Annotated in this window: 14 protein-coding genes, 1 pseudogene and 1 other annotated feature; of the genes and pseudogenes, 11 read left to right on the top strand and 4 right to left on the bottom strand. The window is 52.2% G+C overall.

Annotated features, from left to right (window positions below):
• Positions 1 to 3 precede the first annotated feature (3 nt).
• Positions 4 to 879: a 23S rRNA pseudouridine(2605) synthase RluB gene (gene rluB, locus AAGR08_RS08605; RefSeq protein ID WP_097097203.1), complete on the bottom strand. Its 876-nt coding sequence runs from the start codon at positions 877 to 879 to the stop codon at positions 4 to 6.
• A gap of 820 nt (positions 880 to 1,699) precedes the next feature.
• On the opposite strand from rluB, the gene AAGR08_RS08600 reads away from it, so the two are divergent.
• Positions 1,700 to 2,356, top strand: a complete 657-nt coding sequence (locus AAGR08_RS08600; protein ID WP_345829598.1) for a serine protease — start codon at positions 1,700 to 1,702, stop codon at positions 2,354 to 2,356.
• Here the strand turns inward: AAGR08_RS08600 and AAGR08_RS08595 are convergent, their stop codons facing one another.
• Both AAGR08_RS08595 and AAGR08_RS08590 read right to left on the bottom strand, forming a co-directional pair.
• Positions 2,357 to 2,977 carry an L-threonylcarbamoyladenylate synthase gene (locus AAGR08_RS08595; protein ID WP_097097201.1) on the bottom strand — a complete coding sequence of 207 codons (621 nt, stop codon included), beginning with the start codon at positions 2,975 to 2,977 and terminating at the stop codon, positions 2,357 to 2,359. It lies immediately after the preceding gene.
• 12 nt (positions 2,978 to 2,989) lie between these two features.
• Positions 2,990 to 3,874 (bottom strand): PHP domain-containing protein, encoded by an 885-nt coding sequence (locus AAGR08_RS08590; RefSeq protein ID WP_345829597.1) that lies wholly within the window; start codon positions 3,872 to 3,874, stop codon positions 2,990 to 2,992.
• A gap of 154 nt (positions 3,875 to 4,028) precedes the next feature.
• Positions 4,029 to 4,133 (top strand) — a sequence feature (Trp leader region).
• Positions 4,134 to 4,156: 23 nt separating this feature from the next.
• Here AAGR08_RS08590 and AAGR08_RS08585 point away from each other — a divergent pair.
• The 6 genes and pseudogenes from AAGR08_RS08585 (at position 4,157) to AAGR08_RS08560 (ending at position 11,331) form a co-directional block, all read left to right on the top strand.
• Entirely contained in the window at positions 4,157 to 5,719 is a 1,563-nt protein-coding gene (locus tag AAGR08_RS08585) for an anthranilate synthase component 1 (protein ID WP_097097199.1), read from the top strand.
• Positions 5,719 to 7,312 (top strand): annotated as a pseudogene (trpD, locus tag AAGR08_RS08580) (bifunctional anthranilate synthase glutamate amidotransferase component TrpG/anthranilate phosphoribosyltransferase TrpD). Before AAGR08_RS08585 ends, trpD begins: the two are co-directional and overlap by 1 nt.
• Positions 7,313 to 7,319: 7 nt before the next feature.
• Entirely contained in the window at positions 7,320 to 8,681 is a 1,362-nt protein-coding gene (gene trpCF / locus AAGR08_RS08575) for a bifunctional indole-3-glycerol-phosphate synthase TrpC/phosphoribosylanthranilate isomerase TrpF (protein WP_176519222.1), read from the top strand.
• Positions 8,682 to 8,727: 46 nt separating this feature from the next.
• Positions 8,728 to 9,921: a tryptophan synthase subunit beta gene (gene trpB / locus AAGR08_RS08570; protein WP_097097195.1), complete on the top strand. Its 1,194-nt coding sequence runs from the start codon at positions 8,728 to 8,730 to the stop codon at positions 9,919 to 9,921.
• On the top strand, positions 9,921 to 10,724 hold the full coding sequence (gene trpA / locus AAGR08_RS08565; RefSeq protein WP_345829595.1) for a tryptophan synthase subunit alpha: 804 nt from the start codon (positions 9,921 to 9,923) through the stop codon (positions 10,722 to 10,724). Before trpB ends, trpA begins: the two co-directional genes overlap by 1 nt.
• 292 nt (positions 10,725 to 11,016) lie before the next feature.
• A complete protein-coding gene (locus AAGR08_RS08560) occupies positions 11,017 to 11,331 on the top strand; it encodes a BON domain-containing protein (protein WP_097097193.1) in 315 nt (104 codons plus the stop codon).
• A 47-nt stretch (positions 11,332 to 11,378) separates the two neighbouring features.
• Here the strand turns inward: AAGR08_RS08560 and ompW are convergent, their stop codons facing one another.
• Positions 11,379 to 12,011 carry an outer membrane protein OmpW gene (gene ompW / locus AAGR08_RS08555; protein WP_345829593.1) on the bottom strand — a complete coding sequence of 211 codons (633 nt, stop codon included), beginning with the start codon at positions 12,009 to 12,011 and terminating at the stop codon, positions 11,379 to 11,381.
• Positions 12,012 to 12,256: 245 nt separating this feature from the next.
• Between ompW and AAGR08_RS08550 the strand changes: the two genes are divergently transcribed.
• The 4 genes from AAGR08_RS08550 to yciA all read left to right on the top strand — a co-directional run bounded on the left by AAGR08_RS08550 (position 12,257) and on the right by yciA (position 14,509).
• Positions 12,257 to 12,616 (top strand): YkgJ family cysteine cluster protein, encoded by a 360-nt coding sequence (locus AAGR08_RS08550; protein ID WP_345829591.1) that lies wholly within the window; start codon positions 12,257 to 12,259, stop codon positions 12,614 to 12,616.
• Between the two features lie 84 nt (positions 12,617 to 12,700).
• On the top strand, positions 12,701 to 13,435 hold the full coding sequence (locus AAGR08_RS08545; protein WP_345829589.1) for a YciC family protein: 735 nt from the start codon (positions 12,701 to 12,703) through the stop codon (positions 13,433 to 13,435).
• Positions 13,436 to 13,495: 60 nt separating this feature from the next.
• Positions 13,496 to 14,035, top strand: coding sequence for a septation protein A (locus tag AAGR08_RS08540; protein WP_097097189.1), 540 nt, complete (start codon positions 13,496 to 13,498; stop codon positions 14,033 to 14,035).
• 54 nt (positions 14,036 to 14,089) lie between these two features.
• On the top strand, positions 14,090 to 14,509 hold the full coding sequence (gene yciA / locus AAGR08_RS08535) for an acyl-CoA thioester hydrolase YciA (protein ID WP_097097188.1): 420 nt from the start codon (positions 14,090 to 14,092) through the stop codon (positions 14,507 to 14,509).
• Positions 14,510 to 14,549 lie beyond the last annotated feature (40 nt).

Below are 14,549 nucleotides of genomic sequence, written 5' to 3'. Positions count from 1 at the left end.
GTATCAGGAACCGCGTTTTGTATTATTACGACGCGGAGTATTGCTGACCACGCCGTGACGTTTTACCGCGCGACGGATTTGGTTGGCTTTAGTGCGACGACGATCTTTTTCCACCGCCACTTTGGTCACCGTCTCTTCCGGCATGCTAACTAAGGTACGCAGATAGTTTACCGCCGGTAACTCTAACTCCATCCAGCCGCCGCGAGGCAACCCTTTGGGCAGTTGAATATCACCATAACGTACGCGCATCAGACGACTCACCTGCACACCAACGGCTTCCCAGAGACGACGCACTTCACGGTTACGTCCTTCGGTCAGCGTTACGTTGTACCACTGGTTGATACCTTCACCACCGGCAAACTTAATGGTTTTGAATGATGCCGGACCGTCCTCAAGCTGCACGCCTTTGCTCAGCTGACGAATTTTATCGTCATCCACTTCGCCAAACACGCGTACGGCATATTCGCGCTCAACTTCACGGCTTGGGTGCATCAGGCGGTTAGCCAGTTCACCATCAGTAGTGAACAGCATCAAGCCGCAGGTATTCACATCCAGACGGCCAACGGCAATCCAGCGTGAACCACGCAGACGCGGCAAACGATCAAAGACCGTTGGACGCCCTTCGGGATCGTTACGCGTACAGAGTTCACCTTCCGGCTTGTAGTACGCCAGCACGCGGCACACTTCGGTTGCTGATTCAGCGATTGAAACCAGATGACCATCAATACGGATTTTCAGGGACTTATCACTTTCGATACGATCGCCAAGCGTCGCCAGTTTGCCGTCAACGCTGACGCGTCCGGCTGAAATCATGGTTTCGATTTCGCGACGCGAACCGTGACCGGCGCGCGCTAATACTTTCTGTAATTTTTCGCTCATGGAGCCTCGTTGTCGCCTTCCCAGGCGTCGTGGTAAGAAGAGGTACGATACAGGGATTACCAATTCCCATATCAGAATCTGTTACCGCTGCGCATCGCTTCCGCAATCTCAGACGGCCCGAGATTTTACACTAACGCAAGTTTTGTTAACACCTTTTCCTTTGCTGCCGATAACAGAGGGCCAGATAAACATCGCCAAATAGGGGCGAAGAAATTAAACATTGATCCCACTGATAGATCATCCCGGTTGCTGAACACACACTCAATGCCAAGTGACTGAAATATTATCAGTTAGAACATCGCCTGCTCTTAAGAAAATCAAACCCACTTAAGCGACGTGATAGATTAACCTTTTTCATCACTCCTCAGGCAGCAGAGCGCGCCACATGAAAAGGCTAGCACCAACATTAAATCTAAGTAAAAACGATAAAACAGCATAAAAATCTAATCAACAACCTTAAGTGAGCCTTTAAAATCCAATAAATTTAAATTAATAGTTAATTGGCACTACAGGTTGGATTAAGTCTGTATTTTTGTATTTTTTGATTCAGATTAAATTTGATGAATTGTTATGATGAGAAAACTGTGTAAAATTTGAGCCTGAAATCCAGTGTGTCGTAATTATAACCATTTTTATTATTACAATTTACATTCGTTCAGTTAACAACCCATTAACGTTCACTGTGTAATTTCACTGATATATAAACAAACGGGCGCACGCGGGATTTGATGCGTTTATTCATTTACGGAATGAATTTAATTCGCATGTCGAAAGTCTTCACCAGGGATTTTACTGACATGCTTTTATGAAGATTATTGCCATGAAAACCTCTCTGCTTTGGCCAGCGCTTGCGGCGCTGGCACTGAGCGGTTGTTCCGTGGGCCACACTGAGTACAGTCGTACCGCGATGCAGCACGTTGATATGAGCGTGACGGGCATCCCGACTGTGCTGGGTTTGGGCATCCTCGGCACAACCATTCCTTTAACGCCAGAATATAGCCTGACGGCGGCTCACGTCGCGAAAACCGCCGTTCAGCGGGTGAAGGCGTATCATCCCTATTGCGATGTCGCGATTATTTACCATAAAAACAGCCCGGAAACTCTGGCTAAATTCCGTAATAGCGCCGTTGGCGAACCCATTAAAATGTATGGCTATAGCTTTATTTCCGCTATGCCGGTTGAATCAAGCGGCGTTAATTTAGCGCGCACCGCTATCACTAACAAATGGAATAAAAAGCCCTGCATGGCGATGGCATCTAATGCTGGCGTAGTGCAAGGAATGTCGGGCGGCGCGGTATATAATGCTGACCAAACCATTGGTGGCGTCATTGTGGGTTACAGTCATGAAATTGCGAATGTACGCAGTAAGAAAGTCATCTTAAAAGATGTCTCTCTTTATATTCCGTATAGCGATTTCAGCAAATGGCTGGAGGCAAATATTGGTCAGACGCAGAGCATCACGCCTGACCATGTGTAATCACTGGAAGGGACGGATGTCGCCGACACCTTCCCGCACCACCACTGGCGCATCGCTGGTGAGATCGATAACCGTAGTGGGCTGCTGTCCCAGCGTGCCACCGTCGATGATCAGATCCACCAGCTTGCCAATGCTGTATTGAATCTCTTCAGGATCGGATTCGGTAAAATCGTTGCCGGGCAACATCAGCGAGGTCGACATCATTGGCTCGTTAAGACGTTCCAGCAACGCCAGCGCGACGGGATTTGATGGCACGCGTAAACCTATAGTTTTACGTTTATCATTCATCAAACGGCGCGGCACTTCTTTAGTCGCCTTCAAAATGAAAGTGTAATTGCCCGGCGTATTATTTTTCAGAATACGGAACGCCGAGTTATCGACCTGCGCATATGTCGACAGTTCCGACAAGTCGCGACACATCAGCGTAAAGTTATGGTTGCCATCCAGTTGACGGATACGGCATATCCGCTCCATGGCATTCTTCTCTTCCAGCCTGCAGCCCAGCGCATAACCCGAATCGGTAGGATAGACAATCACGCTGCCTTTATTCAGATAGTCGACGGCCTGATTCACCAGGCGTGGCTGCGGATTGTCGGGATGAATGTGAAAATATTGACTCATAGAAACCTCATATCACCTGTCTGCAACAGCAATGCTGGGTGCCAAATCGGGGAAGCGCTCCCAAATGGGCTCGACGCCACCAGGAAGCCATAATTTGCGGCCCAGTTCTATCCACGGACAAGGTTGGTGAAAATCTGATCCTTGCGACCCTGCTAGCTGATTATCACGCGCATAAGTTGCCAACTGCGTACGCTCGTTTGGTGCCTGCTGACACTGCGCGACTTCCATCGCGTCCCCGCCCACGTCGGCAAAATGCGCAATCAATCGCTTAAGCCATTTTGCGGAAAGGCCGTAACGCCCCGGATGCGCTAAAACGGCATAGCCGCCAGAATGATGAATAGCATCAATGGCTTGTTTAATTGTACACCATTGCGGAGGCACGTAGCCGGTTTTCCCTCGCGCCAGATAATTTTTGAATACCTGCGCCATATTATCGGCTTTGCCAATCTCCACCAGATAGCGCGCAAAATGACCGCGCGTGATCATACCGCCTTGCGCCAGACGCTGAGCGCCGGCTAACGCATCGGGAATACGTGCACGCTCAAGCCGTTCAGCCATCTGCTGTGCACGGTCGAGGCGACACTGATGCTGATGCGCAAGGAATTCTGTCAGCGCGCGATGCTGGCAATCCACATTCAGCCCCACAATATGGATTTCATGATTTTCCCATAACGTTGAGGCTTCTAAACCGGCCAGCACGCGGATCGGAAGGTCCTGCTGCTGCACGGCAGCCCTCGCCTCCGCGACGCCCGCAACGGTATCGTGATCGGTGATCGCTAACACGCCAACTTTCATTTCAACCGCGCGCTGTACCAGTGCGGTAGGCGACAACAGTCCGTCAGAAGCCAGCGTATGGCTATGTAAATCGTAAAGGGGAAAGCGAGCAATGTCCGACAAGATAACTCCAGCAACAGCGTAAACCGGCAGGCATGATAACGATTTTGCCCCTGGCTGAAAAAGGGTATTGACTTTTTTCGCCCGAACCAGTTAACTAGTACACAAGTTCACACGTAACGGGTATTTAATCATGGCTATTTTGGGTACGCATTTAAATGGTTGGTGGCACGATGATCCCTTGAACGGGCGACGTCGTCGTGCACAACTTGCGTAACCGCTGTGCAGATACCTAAGCCCGCCACCGAGCGGGCTTTTTTTTGAGCGAAATTCAGAGAATCCATTATGGCTATTGCGAAACCTACATTGAAGTTGATAACCGGTACCGCGCCCTACCGCGAAGATCCGGCCGCAGTGTTCCATCAGCTATGCGGCGCACGTCCAGCAACTTTGCTACTTGAATCCGCGGATATCGACAGCAAACAGAACCTGAAAAGCCTGCTGATTGTTGATAGTGCGCTGCGCGTCAGTGCACTTGGCAATATCGTTACGATTAAAGCACTGTCTGAAAATGGTCGCGCTATCTTGCCACTGCTGGATGAGGCGCTGCCCTCTGACGTGCGTATTGAAGTGCGTCCCGACGGTCGTGAACTCCATTTTTCCCAGCCGCAGGGTTTACAGGATGAAGATTCCCGCCTGAAAGCGCTTTCGGTGTTCGATGCCCTGCGCCTGATCCCCCAGCTGGTTAACAGCCCGGAAGAGGAGCGCGAAGCGATGTTGCTAGGGGGTCTTTTCGCCTATGACTTAGTCGCAGGCTTTGAAGATTTACCTCAACTGCGCAACGAACAGCGCTGCCCGGATTACTGCTTCTATCTGGCTGAAACCCTGCTGGTGATCGACCACCAACAGCGCAGTGCGCGCCTTCAGGCCAGCTTGTTTAGCCCGTCCACCAGCGAGTTTCAGCGTCTGCAAGGCCGCATTGAGCAACTACGCGGTCAGATGACGCAAGCCGCACCTGCCTTACCCGTGCAACGCGTTGAGCAGATGACGTTAAGCACCAGCCAAAGCGATGAAGAGTATTGCAGCGTAGTACGTGAGATGCAGGAAGCGATTCGTATCGGCGAAATCTTCCAGGTGGTCCCTTCTCGTCGCTTCTCGCTGCCGTGCCCTTCACCACTCGCCGCTTACGACACGCTGAAAAACAGTAATCCAAGTCCTTACATGTTCTTTATGCAGGATCAGGACTTCGCGCTGTTTGGTGCCTCTCCGGAAAGCTCGCTGAAGTATGACGCCACATCACGGCAGATTGAGATCTACCCGATTGCCGGTACGCGCCCGCGCGGTCGTCACGCTGATGGCTCGCTGGATCGCGATCTTGATAGCCGTATCGAACTGGAAATGCGCACCGACCATAAAGAGATGGCGGAGCACCTGATGCTGGTTGATTTAGCGCGCAACGATCTGGCACGCATCTGCGTACCGGGCAGCCGCTACGTTGCTGATTTAACCAAAGTAGACCGCTACTCGTTTGTGATGCATCTGGTGTCACGCGTGGTTGGCACGCTGCGTGAAGACCTCGACGTGCTGCATGCCTATCGCGCCTGCATGAATATGGGCACGCTGAGCGGTGCGCCGAAAGTTCGCGCCATGCAGCTGATTGCTGAAAAAGAAGGCACCCGTCGCGGCAGCTACGGCGGCGCCGTGGGTTATTTCACCGCTAACGGTGACCTCGATACGTGTATTGTCATCCGTTCGGCCTGGGTAGAAGACGGCGTTGCCACCGTGCAAGCCGGTGCCGGCGTGGTACTGGATTCTCAACCGCAGGCAGAAGCGGACGAGAGCCGCAATAAAGCGCGTGCGGTATTACGTGCCATCGCAACTGCCCATCACTGCAAGGAGATTTTCTGATGGCCGATATCCTGCTGCTCGATAATATCGACTCCTTTACTTACAACCTCGTTGATCAGCTGCGCACCTTCGGCCACAACGTGGTGATTTATCGCAACAACGTACCGGCTGACGTGCTGATTGAACGCCTGCAGCACATGGAGAATCCGATCCTGATGCTGTCACCGGGTCCCGGCGCGCCAAAGGATGCCGGCTGTATGCCGCATCTGTTGCAAGCCCTGCGCGGCCGTCTGCCAATTATCGGTATCTGTCTCGGCCATCAGGCGATTGTCGAAGCTTACGGCGGCCATGTCGGCCAGGCTGGCGAGATACTGCATGGTAAAGCCTCTTCTATTACCCATGACGGAGAAGGCATGTTTGCCGGCCTGAGTAACCCGCTGCCGGTAGCGCGTTATCACTCGCTGGTGGGCAGCAATACGCCTGCGGAGTTGACTGTAAACGCCAGCTACAACGGCATGGTGATGGCTGTGCGCCACGATGCTGACCGTGTATGCGGCTTCCAGTTCCACCCCGAATCCATTCTCACCACTCAGGGCGCACGCTTGTTAGAACAGACGTTGGCCTGGGCGCTGGCGAAGTAATAGGGAGATTATGATGCAAACTATTCTGGAAAAACTTTATCAGTCTGAAACGCTGAGCCAGGGCGAAAGTCATCAGCTATTTAGCGCCATTATTACTGGTCAGCTGGAACCAACGCAGTTGGCCGCCGCGCTGGTTGCCATGAAAGTCCGTGGTGAACGTCCGGAGGAGATCGCCGGCGCGGCCTCAGCGCTGCTGGAAGATGCTAAACCGTTTCCGCGTCCGGATTACACCTTTGCCGATATCGTCGGTACCGGCGGTGATGGCAGCAACAGTATCAACATTTCCACCGCTAGCGCCTTTGTGGCGGCTACCTGCGGTTTGAAAGTTGCCAAGCATGGTAACCGCAGCGTCTCCAGTAAATCAGGCTCATCCGATCTACTGGCGGCATTTGGCATTAATCTCGACATGCCGGCGGAAAAAGCCCGCAAGGCGCTGGATGACCTGAACGTCTGCTTTCTGTTTGCGCCGCAGTACCACAGCGGTTTCCGTCACGCGATGCCGGTACGTCAACAGCTGAAAACACGTACCATCTTCAATGTGCTGGGCCCGCTGATTAATCCGGCGCGTCCTCCACTCGCGGTGATTGGCGTGTATAGCCCAGAACTGGTGTTGCCGATTGCGCAAACGCTAAAAGTATTGGGTTATCAGCGTGCAGCGGTGGTACACGGTGGCGGCATGGATGAAGTCGCGCTGCATAGTCCAACGCAAGTGGCCGAGTTGCGCGATGGTGAGATTACCGGTTATCAGCTGACGCCAGAGGACTTCGGTTTTGGCTTCCATGATAAAGACGCGCTGGCTGGCGGGACGCCGGAAGAAAACCGTGACATTCTTACCCGTTTACTCCAGGGTAAAGGCCAGTCGGCCCATGAGCAGGCCGTTGCGGTGAACGTCGCAATGTTACTGAAAGTATTCGGAAATGAAGATTTGCGCGACAACGCACAGCGCGCCATCGCTGCCATTCGCAGCGGACAGGCTTATGAGCGCGTTGTCGCTCTGGCAGCGAGAGGATGAGATGAGTATTAAGGGCACTGTTTTAGAGAAAATCGTACAAGACAAAGCCGTGTGGGTTGAGGCGCGCCAGGCACAGCAGCCGCTCGCCACGTTCCAGAACGATTTACAGCCTGCCGCACGTCATTTTTACGATGCGCTGCGTGGTTCGCGCACGGTATTCATCCTGGAATGCAAAAAAGCATCGCCTTCTAAGGGGCTGATCCGCGAGGATTTCGATCCTGCGGCTATTGCTGGCGTTTATCGTCACTACGCTTCTGCGGTATCGGTGTTAACCGATGAAAAATACTTCCAGGGCGATTTTTCGTTCCTGCCTATTGTCAGCGCGGCCATTACGCAACCGGTGTTGTGTAAAGACTTCATCATCGATCCTTATCAGATCTATCTGGCCCGCCACTACCAAGCCGACGCCATTCTGCTGATGCTCTCGGTGTTGGATGATGAACAATATCGCCAACTCGCCGCCGTAGCGCACAGCCTGAAAATGGGCGTGCTGACGGAAGTGAGCAATGAAGCAGAGCTGGAGCGCGCAATTGCACTGGAAGCCAAAGTGGTTGGGATTAATAACCGCGACCTGCGTGATTTATCCATCGACCTCAACCGCACGCGTCAGCTGGCGCCGCGCCTTGGGCATGGTGTAACGGTCATTAGCGAATCGGGAATTCATAACTATGCGCAAGTGCGTGAGTTAAGCCATTTCGCGAATGGCTTCCTGATTGGTTCCGCGCTGATGGAAGAAGCTAATCTCACCGCTGGCGTGCGTCGCGTGTTACTCGGTGATAACAAAGTTTGCGGTCTGACTCGCGCCGAAGATGCACGAGTGGCACAAGAAGCCGGAGCCATCTACGGTGGACTGATTTTCGCTGAAGGTTCGCCGCGTCAAATCAGTATTGAACAAGCGCAAGTGGTTCAGTCTGCTGCTCCATTGAAATACGTAGGCGTATTCCGCAATAACGCAATAAGTGACATTGTCACCTCAGCGTTAACCTTGAAGCTTGCAGCCGTACAGCTGCACGGTGATGAAGACCGAGCATTTGTCGCAGAGCTGCGTGCCGCCATCCCCGCTGAGACGCAGATTTGGAAAGCGCTCAGCATCAAGGAGCATTTGCCGGCACGTGATTGGCAACATGTTGATCGCTACGTGTTCGATAACGGCCAGGGCGGTAGCGGTCAGCGTTTCGATTGGTCACTGCTGCAAGGTCAGGATCTCGGCAATGTACTGCTGGCCGGTGGCTTAAGCGCTGATAACTGCGTCGAAGCCGCTCAACTCGGCTGTGCCGGCCTCGACTTCAACTCTGGCGTAGAGTCTGCCCCGGGCATTAAAGATGCCGGTAAAGTCGCAGCGGTATTCCGCACGCTGCGCGCCTATTAATTTCGCTTGCCCGCCATCGTGCGGACCGAATAAGGAAGATGAAAAAATGACCACGTTATTGAATCCCTATTTTGGCGAGTTTGGCGGCCAATATGTGCCGCAAATCCTGATGCCAGCGCTGCGCCAGCTGGAAAATGCCTTCGTCGAAGCACAGCGCGATCCGGAGTTTCAGGCCGAGTTTACTGACCTGCTGAAAAACTATGCCGGGCGTCCAACGGCTTTGACGCTGTGTAGTAATCTCACCAAAGGCACAAAAACGCGCCTTTATTTGAAACGTGAAGACCTGCTGCACGGCGGCGCACACAAAACCAACCAGGTGCTGGGTCAGGCATTGCTGGCGAAGCGCATGGGTAAAAATGAGATCATCGCTGAAACCGGCGCGGGTCAACACGGCGTGGCCTCGGCGTTAGCCTGCGCCCTGCTCGGCATGAAGTGCCGCATTTATATGGGTGCTAAAGATGTTGAACGCCAGTCGCCAAACGTATTTCGTATGCGTTTGATGGGTGCGGAGGTCATTCCGGTACACAGCGGCAGCGCAACATTGAAAGATGCCTGTAATGAGGCATTGCGTGACTGGTCTGGCAGCTACGAAACCGCGCACTATATGCTCGGCACCGCGGCGGGTCCGCACCCGTTCCCGACCATCGTACGTGAATTCCAGCGCATGATTGGTGAAGAGACAAAAGCCCAGATTCTGGAACGCGAAGGCCGCCTGCCAGATGCGGTGTTAGCCTGTGTTGGCGGCGGTTCGAATGCGATCGGCATGTTTGCTGACTTTATCGACGAAACCAGCGTGGGTCTGATCGGCGTTGAGCCTGCTGGTCACGGTATCGAAACCGGTGAACACGGCGCACCGCTAAAACATGGTCGCGTGGGGATCTATTTCGGCATGAAAGCGCCCATGATGCAGACAGAAGAAGGCCAGATTGAAGAGTCCTACTCGATTTCCGCCGGTCTGGACTTCCCGTCAGTTGGCCCGCAACATGCACATTTGAACAGTATTGGCCGTGCGGAATATGTCTCGATTACTGATGACGAAGCGCTCAGCGCCTTTAAAGAGCTATGTCGCTCAGAAGGGATTATCCCTGCGTTAGAGTCATCGCATGCGCTGGCTCACGCGTTGAAAATGATTCACGAGAATCCGGATAAAGAGCAGCTGCTGGTGGTTAACCTCTCCGGCCGCGGCGACAAAGACATCTTCACCGTTCACGATATTTTGAAAGCCAAGGGAGAGATCTGATGGAACGTTATAATCAGCTGTTTCAACGTCTGTCGGCGAAAAAAGAAGGCGCTTTTGTGCCCTTCGTCACCCTCGGCGATCCCACGCCTGAACTGTCGCTGAAGATCATTGATACGTTAGTCGCTGGCGGCGCAGATGCTTTAGAACTCGGTATTCCGTTTTCCGATCCGCTGGCAGATGGTCCAACCATCCAGGGCGCTACGCTCCGTGCCTTTGCCTCCGGTACCACCGTGGCTCAGTGTTTTGAAATTCTGGCAACCGTACGCCAGAAATATCCTGACCTGCCGATTGGTCTGCTGATGTACGCTAATCTGGTGTTCAGTAAAGGTATCGATAATTTTTATGCGCAGTGCGCCGCCGTGGGTGTGGATTCGGTGCTGGTAGCGGATGTTCCGGTAGAGGAGTCGGCGCCATTCCGTCAGGCAGCAATGCGCCACAACGTGGCACCGATCTTTATCTGTCCGCCGAATGCGGACGATGCGCTACTGCACGAAATTGCTCAGCACGGTCGCGGTTACACCTATTTGCTGTCCCGTGCTGGTGTTACCGGCTCAGAGAATCGTGCAAGCCAGCCGCTGCATCATCTGGTTGAGAAGCTGCGTGAATTCAATGCGGCTCCGCCGCTGCAGGGGTTTGGTATTTCCGAGCCAGGTCAGGTAAAGGACGCCATTGCAGCAGGCGCTGCAGGTGCAATTTCCGGCTCAGCGATTGTGAAAATCATTGAACGTAACCAAAACGATCCCGCCAGCCTGCTCAGCGAACTGAAAACCTTCGTTAGCAACCTGAAAGCAGCCACCCTCTAAAATCACGAGGCCTTATTCGCGCACGCGGATAAGGTCTCGTTTCTACATTTTGTTTCCCTGCAACGTCTGTGCTGCCGCTCAGATCTGCTCGTTTTAATCAATCAAAATCACTTTTAACCTGCACCACCAGCCTAACCTGGTTGATAAACGTGTAATTGGATCAATAAGTGGCAAAAATCACGCATTTCTAACTTTTTCGCATCGAGGGGTTTGCCGATTGCGCAAGCTCAGACCACAATTAACTGCGCCGCCCCATTGCGGCGAAACATCATCTAAGACAGGGAGATAACCAATGAATTTTTTCAAAGTCGTTGCAGGATTTTTGATGGCTGCAGTAGTGGCACTGACGCTGAGCGCTTGTGCACCAACAGCAACAAAAGAAGGCACGGGTGGATACATCGACGATACGGTTGTCACCACCAAAGTTAAGGCACAGTTGTTAAATGATGAATCGCTGAAATCTACTGAGATCAACGTTGAAACCTTCAAGGGCAAAGTCCAGCTGAGTGGTTTTGTTAGCTCACCACAGATGGCTAACCGTGCCGTTGCAGTAACGCGCAGCGTAGCGGGTGTTAAATCTGTGGTTAACAATATGCAGATTAAATAACACAACGGGCGACCATCTGGTCGCCCGTTTCCTTTACGGCATCCCCGTTAGAAACGGTAACCCACGCCGAAGAAGAATACCCAGGGATCGATGCGAGTATTAATATTTTGCTGCTCACCGTTGGCTTTGAATTTCACCTCTGTATCAATGTCCATGTACCACAGCGATGCATTCATCATCCAGTCGCGGTTGATTTGATAATCTAAACCAACCTGCCCCGCCAGGCCCCACGAATCTTTCACACTGAGATCGCTTAAACCGGCGTCTTTGCCTGTCTGATTGAATTTTGCATCATAAAAAGTGGTGTAGTTGATACCCGCGCCGACATAAGGACGCACTTTGCTATTGCTATCAAAGAAATAGTATTGCGCCATTAATGTCGGTGGCAGCTGGCGCACGGTGGCGAGGTTGCCGGTGGCGCCGAGGCCAACTTTATGACGGAAGGGGGTTGCTGCTAACAATTCAACGCCAATGTTGTCCGTCGCCATATAGGTAAAGGTTAAACCAAGTTGGGTATCGTTACTTACATTGAAGCCGCCCATTCCCAGCACATTGTCAGAGCCTTCGGTCGGACGTACGGTCGCGCTACCTGCGCGCATAAAGAAATCACCTGCTTCATGAGCCAGTGCCAGTTGCGGGATGGCCAGTGCCATTAGCAGCGCGCATTTTGCCAGTTTCATAATCACTCCTTTGCCAAATAAAGTAGGGTCTTAATCGTGTTCGCGGCACAACATTTACCCCTTTTTTGGTAAAAGATCATCTTCCTCAATATAAATTAATCACTTAAAAAACAATGAATTGATTCAGATCAATTTTGGCTTTACACGACGCAATAATTGTCTGCTTGCGAAAATTTTTGCGGGTGATTATTTTACTTTTTCCTGAGTGATTTTGATTCGATGCATGAGGAGTAGCGGGCGATCAGATGAGCGATTTACTTAACCCCTGTATGACGTGTGGCGCATGTTGCGCGTACTTCCGTGTCTCCTTTTACTGGGCCGAAGCCGATGATGGCGCCGGTACCGTCCCCGTTGAGTTAACCGAACCGTTAGGCCTACTGATGCGCAATATGCGCGGTACCAACGATCGTCAGCCGCACTGTATTGCGCTGCAAGGGGACGTTGGCGGCTGCGTATCCTGCGGTATTTATCAGCAACGTCCGTCGCCTTGCCGTGAATTTTCGATGTCTGGAGAGAACGGGGAGGTGAACGAAGCCTGCGATCGCGCCCGTGCGCGCTATGGCCTTCCCGCCCTTTTTCACCCTTCTTTACCTGAGATGACATAAAGTTATCGCAATGCGGGTGCCAGCACGCCAATAGAACATGTACAATCGCCGGGTTAATTAATCCGGTTCTTTCAAGGAGTTTACATGTCTATCACGGCAAGCTCGTTATACCGTGACACAGGAAATTTTTTGCGCCATCAGTTGGTTACTATTTTACTGATGGCACTGCTGACCTCGTTCATTACTGTGATTGTCGGCCATGCGTTAACGCCTGATGAAGAGCAGCTATCGTTGTTAAGTCAGTCAGATGACAGTGCATCGTCGCTGTTTGAGCTCGTGCAGAATATGTCACCCGATCAGCAACGAATTCTCCTGCGTGCATCTGCGGCGGGAACCTTCGCGGCCCTGATTGGCAACACGCTGCTGCTGGGTGGCATGCTATGCCTGATCCCCATGGTTTCTGGTGGACAACGCGTCAGTGCGCTGCGTGCGATTGGCGCTTCTGCGCCCATGCTACCAAAGCTACTGTTGCAAACTTTCCTGATCACGCTGCTGGTGCAACTGGGCTTTATGGTACTGATGGTACCGGGCGTGATTCTGGCGATACTGTTTTCGCTGGCGCCAGTGATTCTGGCCAGTGAAAAGCAAGGGGTCTTCGCTGCCATGCGTGCCAGTATGCGTCTCGCGTGGAAAAACATTAAGGTCATTGCGCCAGCGATCGTGCTGTGGCTGCTGGCAAAGATCGTTTTAATGTTCTTCTTTTCATCGCTGACCGTACTTCCTGCGAACATCGCTTCCGTGGTGTTAAACGCGCTGGGCAATCTGGTCTCCGCTGTATTAATTATCTATCTGTACCGGCTCTATATGCTGTTACGTTAATCGTTAAGGCGCTCAATTGGGCGCCCTTAACTGAACGCTCCTGCCCTAATTGGAAACGCTATGAAGCAGTTACTCGATTTTCTTCCCCTGGTAGTTTTCTTCATCTTTTACAAGCTGTACGACATTTTTGTGGCATCTGGCGCACTCATTGTTGCGACTGGCCTGGCGCTGGTCGTCAGCTGGGTGCTGTATCGTAAGCTGGAAAAGATGACCATTTTTACCTTCGTGCTGGTAGCCGTTTTTGGCACGCTAACGCTGGTGTTCCATAACGATGAGTTCATCAAATGGAAAGTCACCGTGATCTACTCCTTGTTCGCACTGGCGCTGCTTTATAGCCAGTGGTTCATGAAACAACCGTTGATCCAAAGCATGCTAGGTAAAGAGCTACAGCTACCTTCAGGCGTTTGGCGTCATCTCAATATTGCCTGGGCGATTTTTTTCCTCGCTTGCGGTCTGGCAAATATTTATGTTGCGTTTTGGTTATCGCAGGAGTTTTGGGTTAACTTTAAAGTGTTCGGTCTGACCGGCCTGACCCTACTCTTCACCCTGCTAAGCGGCGTATATATCTGGCGACAGATGCCGCAACAAGAACAAAAATAAAGCAACTCCGCCCGATATTGTCGGGCTTCTCTTCACCTGCAAAAGAACTGAGCAATGGAAGAAAAACATAAGTCGCCGCAAGGCGAAATGGTATTGCGCACTCTGGCAATGCCCGCAGATACCAATGCCAATGGCGATATTTTTGGTGGCTGGTTGATGTCGCAGATGGACATGGGCGGCGCCATTAAGGCGAAAGAGATTGCCGAAGGTCGCGTTGTCACCGTGCGCGTTGATGGGATGACATTCCTCAAACCGGTAGCGGTGGGCGATGTGGTGAGTTGCTATGCTCGCTGCATCCGCACCGGCAATAGTTCGATGACCATCAATGTTGAAGTGTGGATTAAGAAAGTCTCGTCTGAACCTATCGGTCAGACTTACTGTGCCACTGAAGCGGTATTTGTCTACGTGGCCGTTGATAACACCGGGCAATCTCGCCCCCTGCCGCCCGGCAGAAGTCATCTAAGCGATGTTTAAAACGCAGAAAGCGGTCATCTGACCGCTTTCTTTTTGCTCA

Origin of the sequence: Pantoea sp. BRR-3P, assembly GCF_039621635.1 — a bacterium.
In the GTDB taxonomy this organism is placed as follows: Bacteria; Pseudomonadota; Gammaproteobacteria; order Enterobacterales; family Enterobacteriaceae; genus Pantoea; species Pantoea floridensis.
The sequence above is the reverse complement of the archived record's forward strand: the minus strand, read 5'-3'. Positions and strand labels throughout refer to the sequence as shown.